Origin of the sequence: Marinobacter sp. LM1 (assembly GCF_042763285.1) — a bacterium.
In the GTDB taxonomy this organism is placed as follows: Bacteria; Pseudomonadota; Gammaproteobacteria; order Pseudomonadales; family Oleiphilaceae; genus Marinobacter; species Marinobacter nauticus.
The window spans coordinates 2,570,112-2,588,005 of sequence record NZ_CP114373.1 but is presented as its reverse complement, the minus strand read 5'-3'; the positions used below and the strand labels follow the sequence as shown (position 1 = coordinate 2,588,005).

14 protein-coding genes and 1 tRNA gene are annotated in these 17,894 nt (G+C 57.6%); 12 read left to right on the top strand and 3 right to left on the bottom strand.

Annotated features, from left to right (window positions below):
• Window positions 1–27: 27 nt before the first annotated feature.
• Window positions 28–1,788: a gamma-glutamyltransferase gene (ggt, locus tag OZ656_RS12155; RefSeq protein ID WP_199451789.1), complete on the bottom strand. Its 1,761-nt coding sequence runs from the start codon at window positions 1,786–1,788 to the stop codon at window positions 28–30.
• A 144-nt stretch (window positions 1,789–1,932) separates the two neighbouring features.
• Here ggt and purU point away from each other — a divergent pair, with 144 nt between their 5' ends.
• The 12 genes from purU to pyrF all read left to right on the top strand — a co-directional run bounded on the left by purU (window position 1,933) and on the right by pyrF (window position 16,281).
• Window positions 1,933–2,787: a formyltetrahydrofolate deformylase gene (gene purU, locus OZ656_RS12150; protein WP_011784530.1), complete on the top strand. Its 855-nt coding sequence runs from the start codon at window positions 1,933–1,935 to the stop codon at window positions 2,785–2,787.
• 126 nt (window positions 2,788–2,913) lie between these two features.
• Window positions 2,914–5,484 carry a DNA gyrase subunit A gene (gene gyrA / locus OZ656_RS12145; protein ID WP_199451790.1) on the top strand — a complete coding sequence of 857 codons (2,571 nt, stop codon included), beginning with the start codon at window positions 2,914–2,916 and terminating at the stop codon, window positions 5,482–5,484.
• Window positions 5,481–6,563 carry a 3-phosphoserine/phosphohydroxythreonine transaminase gene (serC, locus tag OZ656_RS12140; RefSeq protein ID WP_199451791.1) on the top strand — a complete coding sequence of 361 codons (1,083 nt, stop codon included), beginning with the start codon at window positions 5,481–5,483 and terminating at the stop codon, window positions 6,561–6,563. Before gyrA ends, serC begins: the two co-directional genes overlap by 4 nt.
• A 2-nt stretch (window positions 6,564–6,565) precedes the next feature.
• Window positions 6,566–7,663, top strand: coding sequence for a prephenate dehydratase (gene pheA, locus OZ656_RS12135; RefSeq protein WP_379944530.1), 1,098 nt, complete (start codon window positions 6,566–6,568; stop codon window positions 7,661–7,663).
• A gap of 29 nt (window positions 7,664–7,692) precedes the next feature.
• Window positions 7,693–8,817 carry a histidinol-phosphate transaminase gene (gene hisC / locus OZ656_RS12130; protein WP_379944529.1) on the top strand — a complete coding sequence of 375 codons (1,125 nt, stop codon included), beginning with the start codon at window positions 7,693–7,695 and terminating at the stop codon, window positions 8,815–8,817.
• 1 nt (window position 8,818) lies between these two features.
• The gene (locus OZ656_RS12125; RefSeq protein ID WP_379944528.1) at window positions 8,819–11,047 is read left to right on the top strand and encodes a bifunctional prephenate dehydrogenase/3-phosphoshikimate 1-carboxyvinyltransferase; all 2,229 of its coding nucleotides are present in this window, start codon (window positions 8,819–8,821) and stop codon (window positions 11,045–11,047) included.
• A complete protein-coding gene (cmk, locus tag OZ656_RS12120; RefSeq protein WP_023011099.1) occupies window positions 11,047–11,727 on the top strand; it encodes a (d)CMP kinase in 681 nt (226 codons plus the stop codon). Before OZ656_RS12125 ends, cmk begins: the two co-directional genes overlap by 1 nt.
• Window positions 11,728–11,856: 129 nt before the next feature.
• Window positions 11,857–13,548 (top strand): 30S ribosomal protein S1, encoded by a 1,692-nt coding sequence (gene rpsA, locus OZ656_RS12115; protein WP_011784537.1) that lies wholly within the window; start codon window positions 11,857–11,859, stop codon window positions 13,546–13,548.
• A 132-nt stretch (window positions 13,549–13,680) separates the two neighbouring features.
• A complete protein-coding gene (locus tag OZ656_RS12110; RefSeq protein WP_011784538.1) occupies window positions 13,681–13,977 on the top strand; it encodes an integration host factor subunit beta in 297 nt (98 codons plus the stop codon).
• A 71-nt stretch (window positions 13,978–14,048) separates the two neighbouring features.
• Complete coding sequence (locus tag OZ656_RS12105) at window positions 14,049–14,351, top strand: LapA family protein (protein WP_011784539.1); 303 nt, start codon at window positions 14,049–14,051, stop codon at window positions 14,349–14,351.
• Window positions 14,351–15,523, top strand: coding sequence for a lipopolysaccharide assembly protein LapB (gene lapB, locus OZ656_RS12100; RefSeq protein WP_011784540.1), 1,173 nt, complete (start codon window positions 14,351–14,353; stop codon window positions 15,521–15,523). Before OZ656_RS12105 ends, lapB begins: the two co-directional genes overlap by 1 nt.
• Window positions 15,524–15,570: 47 nt before the next feature.
• Window positions 15,571–16,281, top strand: coding sequence for an orotidine-5'-phosphate decarboxylase (pyrF, locus tag OZ656_RS12095; protein ID WP_011784541.1), 711 nt, complete (start codon window positions 15,571–15,573; stop codon window positions 16,279–16,281).
• Between the two features lie 236 nt (window positions 16,282–16,517).
• On the opposite strand, the gene OZ656_RS12090 is transcribed toward pyrF, so the two are convergent.
• Both OZ656_RS12090 and OZ656_RS12085 read right to left on the bottom strand, forming a co-directional pair.
• Window positions 16,518–16,593 (bottom strand) — tRNA-Asn (locus OZ656_RS12090).
• Between the two features lie 70 nt (window positions 16,594–16,663).
• Complete coding sequence (locus OZ656_RS12085; RefSeq protein ID WP_278350861.1) at window positions 16,664–17,848, bottom strand: pyridoxal phosphate-dependent aminotransferase; 1,185 nt, start codon at window positions 17,846–17,848, stop codon at window positions 16,664–16,666.
• Window positions 17,849–17,894 lie beyond the last annotated feature (46 nt).

The following is a 17,894-nucleotide window of genomic DNA, read 5'->3' as shown; positions in this document are numbered from 1 at the left end:
GGATGCGCCCGGTCAATATTGAATGGCTCAGAATCCCATGGCAGACGAGGTGCTGCGCCGGGGATCGGCTCCGCCGTAAAGCGTGCCGTCTTCGCCAATCAGGATGCTCTGGATGGCGCCCATGGCCGAGCCGGTGTTGATGGTGTGCCCTCGCGCCCGGAGCAGATCCAGAGTGTCCGGGCTGATACCCTGTTCCACCCGAATCTCGTCCGGTAACCACTGGTGGTGGATGCGCGGCGCACTGACGGCTGTCTGTATGTTCATATTATGGTCGATCACATTCATGATCACCTGCAAGGTGGTGGTGATGATTCGGGAGCCGCCGGGGCTGCCGGTTACGAGGAAATTGCGGTCGTCCTTTCGTACGATGGTCGGCGACATGGAGCTGAGCATGCGTTTACCTGGCTCCACCTTGTTGGCTTCGCCGCCGATCAGGCCATAAGCATTGGGAACCCCCGGCTTGGCGCTGAAATCGTCCATCTCGTTATTGAGCAGAAAGCCGGCACCGGCCACGGTAATGCCCGAGCCATAGCTGAAATTGATGGTGTAGGTGTTTGATACCGCGTTGCCCCAGCGGTCCACCACCGAGAAGTGTGTGGTCTCCGGGCTTTCCCAGGGCCCAGGTTTTCCAGGCGCGATCTCGCTGGCGGGCCGGGCCTTGTCTGCCTTGATGGATGTGCGAAGTTGGTCGGCGTAGCCCTTGCTGGTCAGCCCTTCCAGCGGCACAGCTACGAAGTCTGTATCACCCAGGTATTCCGAGCGAGCTGCGTATGCCAGTTTCATGGCCTCGGCCATGTGGTGAATGGTGTTTGCGGAGTTGTGCCCCCATTCGCCGATGGGGTAGTCCTCCAGAATGTTGAGGATCTGCACGATGTGAGTGCCGCCAGATGAGGGCGGCGACATGGAGTAGATATCAAATCCCCGATAGGTGCCGTGGACCGGCTGGCGAACGGCCGGTTCGTAGTTGCGCAGGTCTTCCAGAGTAATCAGACCCTCGCCCCGTTGCATTTCCGCCACAATCAACTGTGCGGTTTCACCTTCATAGAAGCCTTTTACGCCCTGCTCGGCAATGCGCTGGAGGGTGTCGGCCAGTTCCGGCTGGCGAAACACTTCGCCAGGTTGTGGGGCCGATCCATCTTTTATATAGAAGGTAGCGCGGGTGGCTGGCCAGCGTTCAAGGCGGTCCCGGGCCTGCTCCAGGCCTTCGGTGAATCGGTGGGGCACCACAAAGCCCTCCCGGGCCAGTCGAATCGCCGGGGCCAGGGCTTGGCTCAGGCTCAGGGTGCCGTGCCGCTCCAGCGCCAGTGCCAGCCCGGCTACGGTGCCGGGTACCCCGGCGGCCTTATGGCTGAACCGGCTGCGTTCGCTCACGACATTGCCGTCCTGGTCCTGAAACATGGTTTCGGTGGCTGCAGCCGGTGCGGTTTCGCGATAATCAATGGCTTCCGGGGCATCGCCGTTACCGGGCGAGTAGACCAGAAAGCCGCCACCGCCAATATTGCCGGAACGGGGTTGGGTGACGGCCAGGGCGAAGCCGGCGGTAACAGCGGCATCAATGGCGTTGCCCCCGTTTTGCAATACCTTCAGGGCAACCTCTGTGGCCAGGGTGTGGCTGGTGGCAACCATTCCCTGGGAGCCCTGTACCGGATGGAAACGTTCCCCTTCCAGAATGGCCTGTTCGTTGGCGCTTGTGTTGAAGGCAAACAGGAAAAGCATCAGCGCGGTTGTCGCTCTCCAGAGCGGTCTGTGGCTGATTTTCGAAGCGGGGCTGTAGATCACTCTGTCCATGGTTGGATTCCTCGTTTCTGGCTGTCAGATAGGCTATCATAGCCGGTCATTTTTACCGGTGCGTACCGACCATCGCCGTGAATGTCCGGTTTGTGGTTTCCTATCGCGCCCGCTTTCCCCGGATTCAAGTTAAGGAAAGGCTTCATGGAGCATACCTATCGTCTTGTTATTTCCTGCCCGGACAGGGTCGGGATTGTTGCCAAGGTGAGTAATTTTCTGTCCACCTATAACGGCTGGATTACCGAGGCGAGCCACCACTCCGATACCCAGGCCGGCTGGTTTTTCATGCGGCATGAAATCAAGGCCGAATCGATACCGTTCGGGCTGGATCAGTTCCGTGCCGCCTTTGAGCCGATTGCCCGCGAGTTCAACATGAACTGGCACATTGCTGATTCCGCGCGCCCCAAGCGGGTTATCCTGATGTGCAGCAAGGAATCACACTGCCTCGCCGATCTGTTGCACCGCTGGCACAGCAAAGAGCTCAACTGCGAGATCGTTGCGGTGATTTCCAACCACGATGATCTGCGCCGCATGGTGGAGTGGCACGAGATTCCTTACCACCATGTGCCGGTGAGCAAAGAGAACAAGGCTGAGGCCTTCGCCCATATCGACGAGCTGTTCCAGCAATACGAAACCGACGTGGTGGTGCTGGCCCGTTACATGCAGATTCTGCCTGCCGAGCTGTGCGGAAAGTACTCCGGCAAGGTGATCAATATTCACCACAGCTTCCTGCCGTCGTTTGCGGGTGCCCGCCCATACCATCAGGCCTACAGCCGGGGTGTGAAGCTGATTGGTGCCACCTGCCACTATGTCACCCAGGATCTGGACGAGGGCCCGATCATCGAGCAGGACGTCATCCGGATCAGTCACAGTGACTCCATCGAAGACATGGTTCGCCTGGGTAAGGATGTGGAGAAAAATGTTCTGGCCCGGGGCCTGCGGTCCCACATTGAAGACCGCGTGATTACCTACGAAAACAAGACCGTGGTGTTTGATTAAGGCTTTACCACAGTTGCCCCCGGTGGGGGCGGTCTGTGGTATGCTTGGCGGCTTGTTGAAGAATAAAGACGGGGCCCGGAAACGGCCCCGGAACGACTTCCAGATAACGCAAAGGAACCTTTCTCGATGGGTGAGTTAGCCAAAGAGATCCTGCCGGTCAATATTGAAGACGAGTTGAAACAGTCCTACCTCGATTACGCCATGAGCGTTATCGTTGGCCGGGCATTACCCGATGTCCGGGACGGCCTGAAGCCGGTACACCGCCGGGTGCTGTTCGCCATGTCCGAGTTGGGTAACGACTGGAACAAGGCCTACAAGAAGTCTGCCCGTGTGGTGGGTGACGTTATCGGTAAATATCACCCCCACGGTGACTCTGCGGTATACGACACCATCGTTCGAATGGCCCAGCCATTCTCCCTGCGCTATCCGCTGGTAGACGGCCAGGGTAACTTCGGTTCCATCGACGGCGACAATGCCGCCGCCATGCGTTACACCGAAATCCGCATGGAGAAGATCGCCCATTCGCTGCTGGCGGATCTCGACAAGGAAACCGTCGATTACGTTGATAACTACGACGGCACCGAGCGTATCCCGGAAGTTCTGCCGACCCGTGTGCCCAATTTGCTGGTAAACGGTTCCTCCGGTATTGCCGTGGGTATGGCCACCAATATTCCGCCCCACAACCTGACGGAAGTGGTGAACGGCTGCCTGGCACTGATCGATAACCCGGATCTCACGGTCGATGAGCTGATGGAATTCATCCCGGGCCCGGACTTCCCCACCCAGGGCATCATCAATGGCCGTGCCGGTATCGTGGAAGCATACCGCACAGGACGTGGCCGCATTTATATCCGTGCCCGCCACGAGATTGAGCAGGACAAGAAGACCGGCCGCGAATCCATCATCATCACCGAGCTGCCTTACCAGCTGAACAAGGCCCGTCTGATCGAGAAGATCGCGGAACTGGTGAAGGAAAAGCGCCTGGAGGGTATCTCCGAGCTGCGTGATGAATCGAACAAGGAAGGTATCCGGGTTGTGATCGAATTGCGCCGGGGCGAGAACCCGGATGTGATCATCAACAATCTGTTCGCCCAGACTCAGCTGGAAACCGTGTTCGGTATCAACATGGTGGCGCTGATCAACGGCGAGCCCAAGACCCTGAACCTGAAAGAAATGCTCGATGCGTTTGTGCGTCATCGTCGGGAGGTGGTCACCCGCCGCACCATTTATGAGCTGCGCAAGGCTCGTGAGCGGGGCCATATTCTGGAAGGTCTCACCGTTGCCCTGGCCAACATTGATGAAATCATCGAGTTGATCAAACAGTCGCCCTCCGCCGCAGAAGCGAAAGAAAAGCTGATGGACAAGGGCTGGGCACCTGGTGACGTACTGGCCATGCTGGAGCGTGCCGGTGAGGATGCTTGTCGTCCGGACGACCTGCCCGAGATCTATGGCCTGCGAGACGGCCTGTACCACCTGTCGCCGGAGCAGGCCCAGGCGATTCTGGATCTGCGACTGCACCGCCTGACCGGTCTGGAAACCGAAAAGCTCCAGAACGAGTACAAGGAAATCCTGGAGAAGATTGCCGATCTGCTGGATATCCTGGGTGATCCCGAGCGTCTGATGCAGGTGATTCGTGACGAACTGGCAGAGATTGTCAGCCAGTATGGCGATGAGCGCCGCACTGAGATCACCAGCTCTCGTCGCGACCTGACCATTGCAGACCTGATCGACGAAGAAGATCTGGTGGTGACTATTTCCCACAGTGGCTATGCCAAGACCCAGGCCGTTGAGGATTACCAGGCCCAGCGCCGTGGTGGCCGGGGTAAAGCGGCAACGTCGATGAAGGACGAAGACTTTATCGAGAAGCTGCTGGTGGCGAATTCCCACGACACCATTCTGTGCTTCTCCAACAAGGGTAAGGTGTACTGGCTGCGGGTGTTCGAGATTCCCCGTGGCAGCCGCGGCTCCCGTGGCCGGCCCATGGTCAACATCCTGCCGCTGGACGAAGGAGAGCGCATTACTACCTTCCTGCCGGTACGTGACTACCCGGAAGACCAGTTTGTGCTGATGGCCACCTCGGCCGGTGTGGTCAAGAAGACACCGCTGCCGAACTTCTCGCGCCCGCGCAGCAGTGGCCTGATTGCCCTGAATCTCGATGAGGGTGACACCCTGATTGGTGCCGCCATTACCGATGGTTCTGCCGAAGTGATGCTGTTTTCCAGTGCCGGTAAAGCGGTGCGCTTCCAGGAAGAGCAGGTTCGCCCGATGAGCCGGACGGCTCGTGGTGTCCGCGGTATCAAAATGCCGGAAGGCCACCATGTCGTGTCCCTGATCATTCCGCAGGAAGGCGGTGTGATTCTGACCGCCAGTGAGCATGGTTACGGCAAGCGCACGGCCATTGATGAATTCCCGGCCTACAGCCGTGGTAGCCAGGGCGTTATCGCCATGCAGTGCTCCGAGCGTAACGGTAATCTGGTGACCGCACTGCAACTGTTTGAAGGCGATCAGATGATGCTGATCTCCGACAAGGGCACCCTGGTGCGAACCCGCACTGATGAGGTGTCGGTGCTGAGCCGGAACACTCAGGGCGTGCGTCTGATCCGTCTGGCCCAGGAAGATGAGCGCCTGGTGGGTGTGGAGCGGATTGCAGAATCCGATGATGAAGAAGAAGTGGAAGGCGAGGAAACAGAAGAATGAGCAGGGCGTTCAATTTCTGTGCTGGTCCGGCCACCTTGCCGGAAGCTGTGCTGAAGCAGGCCCAGAGCGAAATGCTCGATTGGCGTGGCACTGGCATGTCAGTGATGGAGATGAGCCATCGCAGCGATGAGTTTGTTGCCATCGCAGAAGCGGCTGAGAAGGATCTCCGTGAATTGGCCGGTATTTCAGATGATTACGCCGTACTCTTCATGCAGGGTGGAGCTTCCAGCCAGTTCTCGACCATCCCGCTGAATCTGCTTGGTGACAAGACCTCGGCCGATTATGTGAACACCGGTATCTGGTCGAAAAAGGCCATTGCCGAAGCCAAGCGCTACGGTAATGTGAATGTGGTTGCGAGCTCTGAAGATAGCGGGTTTACCACCATTCCGGATCAGTCCGCCTGGAACACCAGCGCCGATGCCGCTTACCTGCATTACACGCCGAACGAAACCATCGGTGGTCTGGAATACGATTTTATTCCGGACAGTGGCAATGTGCCGCTGGTGGCGGATATGTCTTCCACCATGCTATCCCGGCCGCTGGATATCAGCAAATTCGGTCTGATCTATGCCGGCGCCCAGAAGAACATCGGCCCCTCGGGCCTGGTGGTGGTAATTATCCGTAAGGATCTCCTGGGTAAGGCCCGGAAAGAGACGCCGACCATGATGAACTATCAGGTCATCTCCGATAACGGCTCCATGTACAACACCCCGGCGACCTATTCCTGGTACCTGTCCGGGCTGGTGTTCAAGTGGCTGAAAGAGCAGGGCGGTGTTCAAGCCATGGGCGAGATGAACGCCCGGAAAGCAAAGAAGCTGTATGGTTTCATTGATGGCAACGATTTCTACGCCAACCCCATTGAACCACGCTTCCGCTCCTGGATGAACGTACCGTTCACTCTGGCCGATGATGCGCTTAATGCTGAATTTCTGAAAGGCGCTGAAGCCCGGCATCTGCTCAACCTGCAGGGCCACCGTTCGGTCGGTGGTATGCGTGCCAGCATCTACAACGCCATGCCGGAAGAAGGTGTCGACGCACTGATCGACTACATGGCGGAATTTGCGAAGGAGCGCGGCTGATCATGACGGATGAGAAGACCCGCCTGGGGGAGCTAAGGGAAGAGATCGACGCCCTCGATCAGCAGATCATGGAGCTGATCAGTGCGCGGGCGAAATGTGCGCAGGAAGTGGCCCATGTCAAAATGGCGGCCAATCCCGGTGAAGATGTGTTCTTTTACCGGCCTGAGCGGGAAGCTCAGGTGCTGCGCCGGATCAAGGAAAAGAACCCGGGGCCTTTGCCCGCTGAAGAAATGGCGCGGCTGTTCCGTGAGATCATGTCGGCTTGCCTGGCGCTGGAAAAGCCCATGCATATTGCCTTCCTGGGCCCGGTTGGCACCTTCACCCAGGCGGCGGCGCTCAAACACTTCGGCCACTCTGTCGTCAGCGTGCCGCTGCCTGCGATTGATGCGGTATTCCGCGAGGTGGAGTCCGGTGCGGCGCATTACGGTGTGGTGCCGGTGGAGAATTCCACTGAGGGTATGATCAATCACACCCTGGATATGTTCATGTCTTCGCCGTTGAAAATCTGCGGTGAGGTTCAGCTTCGCATTCATCATCATCTGCTGGTATCGCCGAAGCACAAAGATGAGGAAATTACCCGCATCTATTCCCATCAACAGTCGTTCGCCCAGTGCAGGCAGTGGCTGGATACACACCGCTATGGCATTGAGCGGATTACCGTTTCCAGCAATGCCGAGGCGGCGCGCCGCGCGGCAGAGGAGCCAGGTGCTGCGGCGATTGCAGGGGATATGGCGGCGGAGCTGTACGGCCTGGAAAAGCTGGCTAACAGCATCGAGGATCGCCCGGACAATACCACCCGCTTCCTGATCATTGGGCGGGAAGAAGTGCCGGCCAGTGGCCATGACAAGTCCTCGATTCTGGTCTCCATGCGCAACAAGCCGGGCGCTCTGTATCAGCTGCTTGAGCCGTTCCATCGCCATGGCATCAGTCTGACACGGATTGAAACGCGGCCTTCGCCCAGTGGCACCTGGGCTTATGTTTTCTACATTGATTTCGAAGGTCACATGCAGGATGACAGGATCAGCAAGGTGCTGGCTGAAATTGATGAAGAGGCCGTGGAGCTGAAGCGCCTGGGGTCCTATCCCATCGGCGTACTTTGATTTCGAATGTCGATCCTGAGGAGAGTTCAATGGCAGTGGATTACCAGAGTCTTGCGGTAAAAGGTGTTCAGGCTCTGTCTCCGTACCAGCCCGGCAAGCCTATTGATGAACTGGCCCGGGAGCTGGGATTGAATGCGTCGGAGATCATCAAGCTGGCCAGCAATGAGAACCCGCTGGGGCCCAGTGAGAAGGCGTTGTCCGCCGCCCGAAATGCCCTCGATGAAATGTGCCTGTACCCGGATGGCAATGGCTTTGATTTGAAGCAGGCTCTGGCCCGTCGCTTTGGCGTAGACATGAGCCAGATTACCCTCGGTAATGGTTCCAACGATGTGCTGGAAGTCATTGCCCGGTGTTTCGCCGACGCTGATAGTGAAGTGGTATTCTCCCAGTATGCCTTCGCGGTTTACCCGCTGGTAACCCAGGCGATTGGCGCCCGAGGTGTGGCGGTGCCTGCAAAAGATTGGGGGCACGATCTGGATGCCATGGCCGATGCGGTGACCGAGCGCACCAAGCTGGTGTTTGTTGCTAATCCGAATAATCCCACCGGTACCGTGCACACCGCCGATGCGATTGAAGCGTTTCTGGATCGTATCCCTGAACAGGTTTTGGTTGTTCTGGATGAAGCCTACTGCGAATACCTTGTTGGTGACGAGTACCCGGATGGTATTCGGCTGCTGGACAAATACCCGAACCTGATTGTCTGCCGCACCTTTTCCAAGGCGTGGGGGCTTGCAGCGTTGCGAGTGGGTTACAGCATCAGTTCTCCCGCCATTGCGGACATCCTGAACCGGGTTCGCCAGCCATTCAATGTCGATACCGTTGCCCTGGCGGCGGCCACAGCAGTTCTTGAGGACGAGGCCTATCTGCAGAAATCCCGGGAGGTGAACGAAGCCGGCCTGCGGCAACTGGCGGAAGGCTTCGATCGCATGGGACTTTCTTACATCCCCTCGGCCGGCAACTTTATTGCCGTGGAAGTGGGTGAGCCCGCCGCCGGTATCTATCAGGCCTTGTTGGCCCATGGCGTGATTGTGCGCCCGGTTGCCGGTTATGGCATGCCCCGCCACCTGCGCGTTTCGGTTGGCCTTCCGCAAGAGAATGAACGTTTTCTCGAGGCGCTGGCTGAGGCATTGGCGTCAGCAGGGTTGGGGGCGTGAAGTGACAGTTCCGAGTGCGCCTTTTCGTAGGGTTGCGGTTATCGGGTTGGGGCTGATCGGTGGATCTCTGGCCAGCGCCATCCGCACGCAACGGCTTGCGGGTACGGTGAGCGGCTTTGATACCCGACAGGATGAACTGGCTCTCGGCGTTGAACTGGGTGTAATTGACGAGGCTGCGGATTCCATTGAGCAGGCCGTAAAGGGCAGTGATCTGGTGGTGTTGGCCGTTCCGGTGCGGGCCACCCGTGCGGTGCTGGAACAAATTCGGCCCGTCATCGAAGAGGGCGCCATTCTTTCTGATGTGGGCAGTACCAAGTCCAGTTTTGTTGCCGATGTGGAGGCGGTATTCGGAGAACTGCCGCCCTGGGTGATACCCGGCCATCCCATCGCCGGTTCCGAAAAGAGCGGTATCCGTGCGGCCCGGCCCGATCTCTTTGCCAATCACAAGGTAATCCTGACGCCGGCGCAAAATGCCGACCAGGACGGCCTGAAGCGTTTGCGGACCGTCTGGGAAGGTGCCGGTGCGACCGTGCTTACCATGTCGGTGGGGTATCACGATGAGGTGCTCGCGGCCACCAGCCATTTACCCCATCTGATCGCTTTTTCGCTGGTAGACACTCTGGCGGGCGAAGATGAGAATATGGATATCTTCCGCTATGCCGCAGGTGGGTTCCGTGATTTTACCCGGATTGCCGCGAGCGATCCGGTGATGTGGCACGACATTTTTCTCTCCAATCGGGATGCCGTGCTCCGGGTAATTGATCATTTTACCGAAGATCTGGATCAGCTCCGTACTGCCATTGCCAATGGTGATGGTCCTACGTTGCTCCGGGTTTTCAGCCGCGCCAAGGCGGCGCGGGAACATTTTTCCAAAATGCTTTCAGGACAGGCGTACGTGACTAACAACAGCGATAAACAGGTGACTTTCCAAATGCAGCCGGGCGGCACCGTGAAAGGTGACATCCGGGTTCCGGGCGACAAATCCATGTCTCACCGTTCCATCATGCTCGGTGCCCTGGCTGAGGGGACAACCGAAGTGAAGGGCTTCCTGGAGGGGGAGGACAGTCTTGCCACCCTGCAGGCGTTCCGGGATATGGGCGTCACCATCGAAGGTCCGGATGACGGTTTTGTGCGCATTCACGGCGTCGGTATGAAAGGCCTGCAGGCGCCCCGTGGCCCGTTGTATCTGGGTAACTCGGGTACGGCCATGCGCCTGTTTGCCGGATTGCTGGCCGCTCAGCCCTTCGATTCTGAGCTCACGGGCGATGCCAGTTTGTCGAAGCGGCCTATGGGGCGCGTGGCAGATCCACTGCGTGCCATGGGAGCGGTCATCGACACCGGTGAGGGTGGTCGGCCGCCGTTGAAGATTCGGGGTGGACATGCACTCACGGGCATTCATTACGAAATGCCGGTGGCCAGTGCCCAGGTGAAATCCTGCCTGCTGCTGGCGGGACTCTACGCTGAGGGTGTTACCTCGGTGACCGAGCCGGCGCCAACCCGGGATCATACCGAGCGCATGCTGGAGGGTTTCGGTTACCACGTTCATCGGGACGGAGCGACCGCCAGTGTCACCGGTGGAGGCAAACTGTCCGCCTGCGCCATTGATGTGCCGGCTGATATTTCCTCCGCGGCGTTTTTCCTGGTGGCGGCCAGTATTGCCGAAGATTCTGACCTGACGCTTCGCCATGTGGGCATGAACCCCACCCGTGTCGGCGTGATCAATATCCTGAACCAGATGGGGGCCAACATTGAAGTGCTCAATGAGAAGGTCATCGGTGGAGAGCCGGTAGCCGATCTTCGGGTGCAGTCAGCCCGTCTGAAGGGCATCGACATTCCGGAAGAGCAGGTGCCGCTGGCCATTGACGAGTTCCCGGTACTGTTTATCGCCGCTGCCTGCGCGGAAGGGCGCACTGTTTTGCGCGGCGCGGAGGAGCTTCGGGTGAAAGAGAGTGACCGTATCCAGGTTATGGCGGACGGTCTTGCCGCTCTGGGTGTGGAAACCACCGTAACACCGGATGGCATCATCATCGATGGCGGCCAGGAAATCGGTGGCGGTACCGTGGAAAGCCATGGTGATCATCGCATTTCCATGTCGTTTGCGGTGGCATCATTGCGCGCAACCGGAGACATCCGGATCAACGATTGCGCCAACGTGGCCACATCGTTCCCGGGCTTTGTTGATCTGGCATTGCAGACAGGTATTCGAATTAACGCAGAAGGTAGTGATTGATGAGTGATAGCAAGGCACCGGTAATTACGGTTGACGGCCCGGGCGGTTCTGGCAAGGGTACCGTTACCCAGATGTTGGCCCGCAAACTGGGCTGGCATCTGCTCGACAGTGGTGCCTTGTATCGGCTGACGGCCCTGGCGGCTGCCCGCCAGGGGGTTGCGCTGGACGACGAGCCGGCACTGGTTCGGGTTGCCGCAGGGCTCGATGTTGCGTTCATGCCGACGCCTCCGGGTGAGCCTGCGAAGGTTCTGTTGGCCGGGGAAGATGTTACCTCCGAAATCCGCACCGAGACCTGCGGTGATAACGCGTCAAAAGTCGCCGTCATGCAACCGGTACGCGATGCCTTGTTGCAGCGCCAGCGGGATTTCCGGGTGGCGCCCGGGCTGGTGGCCGATGGCCGCGATATGGGTACGGTGGTCTTTCCGGATGCACCGGTCAAAATCTTCCTGACCGCCAGTGCCGAGGAGCGGGCCCGCAGGCGCTACAATCAGTTGAAGGAAGCAGGTGTCGATGTTAACATTGACGCCCTTTTAGAGGAGATACGGGTACGTGACGAGCGGGATATGAACCGTTCTGCGGCCCCCCTCAAGCCTGCAGATGATGCGCAAGTCATTGATTCTACGGGTTTGAGTATCGAAGAGGTGTTAGACAGGTGTATGGCCGCAGCAGGTCAGGCCTGACTACACCTTTTTGTCGTTGAAATGCCGGAACAGCGTACTCTGCCAGCCGCTGGCTGATTCCGGACATCGTTAACAGACCGTGTTGCTGGTGACACGGAGCACACTTGCGTTGATCATATAGGGCACATAATGAGCGAGAGCTTTGCGGATCTTTTTGAAGAAAGTCTAAAAGAAATTGACATGCAACCGGGTTCCATCGTCCAGGGAACCGTAGTTGACGTCGACAACGACTGGGTCACCGTTAACGCCGGACTGAAGTCCGAAGGCGTTATCCCCGCCTCCCAGTTCCTGAACGAAAAAGGCGAGTTGGAAGTAGCTGTCGGCGATGTTGTCGATGTGGCTCTCGATGCAGTTGAAGACGGTTTCGGTGAAACCCGTCTGTCCCGTGAAAAGGCCAAGCGCGCTGAAGCGTGGAAGGTTCTCGAGAAGTCCTTCGAAGCTGAAGAAGTGGTCAAGGGTATTATCAATGGCAAGGTCAAAGGTGGTTTCACTGTTGATCTGGCCGGCATCCGTGCCTTCCTGCCGGGTTCCCTGGTAGACGTTCGTCCGGTTCGCGACACTGCGCACCTGGAGAACAAAGAGCTTGAATTCAAGGTTATCAAGCTGGACCAGAAGCGTAACAACGTGGTTGTTTCCCGCCGCGCCGTTCTGGAAGCTGAAAACAGCGAGCAGCGTGAAGCTCTGCTGGAAACCTTGACCGAAGGTCTGGAAATCAAGGGTATCGTCAAGAACCTGACCGACTACGGTGCATTCGTAGACCTGGGCGGTGTTGACGGCCTGCTGCACATCACTGATATGGCCTGGAAGCGCATCAAGCATCCGAGCGAAATCGTGAATGTGGGCGACGAAATCAATGTTAAAGTCCTGAAGTTTGACCGTGAGCGCAACCGTGTGTCTCTGGGTCTGAAGCAGCTGGGCGAAGATCCCTGGGTCGACATCAAAGGTCGTTACCCGGAAGGTTCCAAGGTTACTGCTCGCGTAACCAACCTGACCGACTACGGCTGCTTTGCCGAGCTGGAAGAGGGTGTTGAAGGTCTGGTCCACGTATCCGAAATGGATTGGACCAACAAGAACATCCATCCGTCCAAGGTTGTTCAGGTAGGTGACGAAGTAGAAGTGATGATCCTGGATATTGACGAAGAGCGTCGTCGTATCTCTCTGGGCATCAAGCAGTGCGTTGCCAACCCGTGGGAAGATTTCTCCAGCAACTTCAACAAGGGCGACCGTATCTCCGGCAAGATCAAGTCCATCACGGACTTCGGTATCTTCATCGGCCTGGACGGTGGCATCGATGGTCTGGTTCACCTGTCTGACATCAGCTGGAACGAGACTGGCGAAGAAGCCGTTCGCGAATACAAGAAGGGCGACGAAGTTGAAACCGTTATCCTGTCTGTTGATCCAGAGCGTGAGCGCATCTCCCTGGGCATCAAACAGCTGGAAAGCGATCCGTTTGCCGAGTTCGTTCAGCTGAACGACAAGGGCTCCATCGTTAAGGGCACCGTATCTGCGGTTGACGCTAAAGGCGCCACCATTGCCCTGAACGAAGAAGTTGAAGCGGTACTGAAAGCCTCTGAAATCAGCCGTGACCGCGTAGAAGACGCGCGTAACGTTCTGAAGGAAGGCGAAGAAGTTGAAGCGAAGATCATCAGCATCGATCGCAAAAACCGCGTGATCAACCTGTCTGTCAAGTCCAAAGACGTTGAGGACGACAAACAGGCCCTGGAAAACGTACGCAGTAAGGCTGCAGAATCCTCAGGTGCCACCACTATCGGTGACCTGATCAAGGAGCAGATGCAGCAGCAGAACGCTAACAAGGACTAAGTTTCCGGTTGGTATCAAAAAAACGGGCTCTAAGAGCCCGTTTTTTTTGTGTTTTTTTCTGGTTTGGCTAAACTAGAGGCATTGGAACCCGGTAATTTGCTGCGGAATAATAATGACAGAGGGAAAAGCCTCATGACGAAGTCCGAACTGGTTGAACTGATCGCGTCGAAGCAGACTCAGCTCTCCGTAAAGGATGTTGAGCTCGCGGTGAAAAGCATCATCGAGCATATGTCTCAATCCCTTGCCGATGGCCAGCGAATTGAGATCCGTGGATTTGGCAGTTTTTCCCTGCATCATCGGGCTGCCCGCACCGGTCGTAACCCGAAAACCGGAGACGCCGTGCAACTGCCAGCCAAGTTTGTGCCGCACTTCAAGCCCGGCAAAGAGCTGCGAGAGCAGGTCAACGACAGCATGAAAAAAGGTTTCTGAGGCCCCGAGAAGGCAATTAACACACGAAACCTCACATACCGGGCATCTGACCCGTTGGGAGCGCTTAAGACATGGCAGGACTGCGGAAGATCCTAATTACCTTGCTGGTTCTGGTTCTGATTCTTCTGGCGCTGGTGTTTTCCCTGAATAATCAGATGGCGGTCTCGCTCAACTTCCTGTTGTTCGAAACCCAGCCCCATGGCGTTGCTGTCTGGATCATCATGGCGTTTGTGATTGGTGCGCTGGTTGGGGTGCTTGTGACTACCATGGCTACCGTCCGGACGTCTGTATCGCGCCGTCATCTGCAGAAGCGTCTTGAGCGGACAGAGCACGCACTCGAAAAATCCAGGGCACAAAACGACCGGGCACTTTGATGGACATGCTGTTTCAGTGGCTGCTTCTGACGGCGGCCGTTGCCGCTGGCTGGGCTGTAGGTCGATACGGAAACCGCTCTGGCCGCGCCTCCCGAGCCATTATGGACGAGGATTCCGTTCGGGACCGTCTGCAGTTTCTCTTTACCAACTACTCTGATCAGGCCGTCGATAACTTCGTTCAATCCCTTGCCGTCAACAAAGACACCGTCAGCTTGCATCTCTCCATTGGCAGCCATTTCCGGAACAAGGGAGAGACAGACCGCGCCATTCTGATTCACCAGAATCTTCTTGCCAGGCCTGAGCTGCCGGCCCGTTATTCGCCCCAGGTTACCCAGGAACTGGCAATGGACTATCTGAATGCCGGATTGCTCGACCGGGCCGAAGCACTGTTTCACCAGCTGATGGGCGATCGTGAGTACGGGCGCCGCTCAGCCATTGCGTTGATCGAGCTCTATCAGCAGGAGAGAGAGTGGGAGAAAGCGGCCCAGGTCGCAAAAACCCTCACTCGTAGTGATGCGGATCCTGCTACCTTCAAGGCGCTGGCCTACATTACCTGCGAATTGTCTGATGGCGCCCTGAGCCGTAACGACGACCGCTGGACAGCGCAGAAGCTGGCGAAAGAAGCGCTGGATTACGACCGCTCCTGTGTGCGGGCAACCCTGCTGCTGATGAAGCTCCAGATTCGGCAGGGCAATTTTCGGGAGGCGGCAAACCAGTCCCTGAAAATTTTCGATCAGAATCCGGAGTTCGGTCCGGAAGCGATAGACCGATTGATGAAGCTGGAGCGTGAGCATGGTGATGTTTCACGCCTTTATAAAAAGCTTCGCAAGCTCTATGAGCAGTATCCCAGTACCAGCCTGCTGCTGGCCCTGGTGGAGTCAGTTGAGCGTTCCTCCGGCCGGCCGGCGGCCATTGATCTACTGCGCATGGAGCTGGAGACCAGGCCCTCCGTGCGAGGGCTTTTGCGGTTGGTGGAGATGGCGGGCTATGAAAAAGGCATGACCACTGATGAAGGGCGCCTTGTCAGCAGAATAGGGCACCTGATTCTCGCCAACCGCCCGGTCTATCGTTGCGTAAGCTGCGGATTCTCCGGCCAACAGTTACACTGGCTGTGCCCAAGCTGCAAACAGTGGGAAACCGTGCGTCCCATTCAGGGCGTAGAGGCGGAATAACCTCGCTTTGACCCATCCCGATTACCTTTCTACCCAGGAACCTGAACGTGCAAAACCTGAACGACCCGAAAATCATCGTCGCGCTCGACTTTCCTTCCCAGAATCCCGCCTTGGCCCTGGCAGATCAGCTTGATCCGGCAAAATGCCGCCTGAAAGTGGGCAAGGAACTGTTTACGCGCTCAGGCCCGGATCTGGTAAAAGCGCTCCAGAGTCGCGGGTTTGATATCTTCCTGGATCTGAAGTTTCACGATATTCCCAATACCACCTCGGCTGCTGTGGCTGCCGCTGCAGAGCTGGGCGTGTGGATGGTGAATGTGCATGCCTCAGGGGGCGAGAAGATGATGGTAGCCTGCCGAGAGCGCCTGGAATCGTTCGGCAATGATCGCCCGCTCCTGATCGCGGTTACCGTGTTGACCAGCATGTCTGACGAGGACCTTGCTGGTATCGGTATAGCAAGTTCGGCAGAAGCCCATGTTTCCCGTCTGGCAACCCTGACCAAAAACAGCGGCCTGGACGGCGTGGTTTGCTCGGCTCAGGAAGCCCCGCGTCTGAAAGCGGAGCAGGGCAGTGACTTCCAACTGATCACGCCGGGAATCCGGCCACTAACCGCCGACAAAGGCGACCAGCAACGCATTATGACCCCGACCGATGCCCTTAAGGCTGGATCTGACTACCTGGTGATTGGTCGCCCGATTACCCAGGCGCCGGATCCCTTGGCTGCATTGGAATCCATTCACGCTGAGGTCGTAGCGGTCTAAGTTTCTCCCCCGTTTCGGGTCCTGTCCCTAGCTTTCCGGTTTGGCGGGTAGGGCACGGACGGGTGTCGCTCCCGAAAACCGCTACAAGCACATCCATGTGCGCTTCTCTCCGGCCATCCATGGCCTCCGACATTTTCGGGAGCGACACCCGTCCGTGCCCGGCAGGCGATTATACGAATACGAGGTCTAACGAAAAAAGCCCGCTAATTCAGAGAACTAGCGGGCTTTCGAAATAGTGGCTCCCCGAGCTGGGCTCGAACCAGCGACAAACGGATTAACAGTCCGTTGCTCTACCAACTGAGCTATCGGGGAACGTCGTCGTGTGACGAGGCGCGTATATTATGTTGGCCATACCGCCCCGTCAACCCCTCAGCTTAAAATTTTAGCCAAGAGCCTTCTGCAAACGCTCGACCGCCTTCTGCAGGTTATCCATGCTGGTGGCAAAGCTCAGCCGCATGTGCCCCGGGCAGCCAAACGCAGAGCCCGGAACCAGCGCAACGCCGGCTTCGGTCAGCAGCTTCTCGGCGAATTCCACATCGGTGCTCACGCCGTCAGTGGCATCGATTGCACCCTGGAAGCTCGGGAAGACATAAAACGTGCCGTCGCCGTTCAGGCAGTCCACACCAGGCAGCTTGTTCAGGGCCGCTACCAGCCAGTCGTGGCGTTCCCTGAAAGCCTTGACCATCTCGCCCACGCACGCCTGATCTCCATCCAGAGCGGCTGTTGCGGCGGCCTGGGAGATAGAGCAGGGGTTCGAGGTGCTCTGGGACTGGATCTTCTTCATGGCACCGATGATTTTTGTCGGGCCAGCGGCATAGCCGATGCGCCAGCCAGTCATGGAGTAGGCCTTGGAGACACCGTTCAGTACGAAGGTGCGGTCATACAGCTCCGGGCAGGCGTTCAGGATGTTGCAGAACGGCTTGCCAGTCCACAGGATCGGCTCGTACATGTCGTCGGTGGCAATCATGATGTTCGGGTGCTTCTTCAGCACCTCACCAATGGCCTGCAGCTCTTCGATGGTGTATGCCATGCCGCTGGGGTTGGACGGGCTGTTGATCACGAACAGACGGGTGCGCTCGGTAATGGCGCTTTCCAACTGATCCGGAGTGATCTTGAAGCGGGTCTCTGCGGTGGTTTCGATGATCACCGGCTTGCCTTCGGCCACCAATACCATATCCGGGTAGGAAACCCAGTAGGGCGCGGGAATGATGGCCTCGTCACCTTCGTTCAATGTTGCCAGAGCGAGGTTGAAAAAGCTCTGTTTGCCACCACTGCTTACCAGTATCTGGTTGGCTTCGTATTCCAGGCCGTTGTCCCGTTTGAACTTCGCAATAATCGCTTTCTTCAGTGCGGGCGTACCATCCACGGCGGTGTACTTGGTCTGGCCGTTGTTGATGGCGTCGATAGCCGCCTGTTTGATGTGATCGGGGGTGTCGAAGTCAGGCTCGCCAGCACCGAGGCCAATAATGTCCTGGCCGGCCGCACGGAGTTCAGCGGCTTTATTGGTAACTGCGAGGGTGGGGGAAGGCTTGATCGCCTGTACTCGGCTGGAAAGTTGAAGGTCCAAACTTGAGCTCCTTAAAGCTGCGTCTTATTGGGCTGCGATCGGCCGG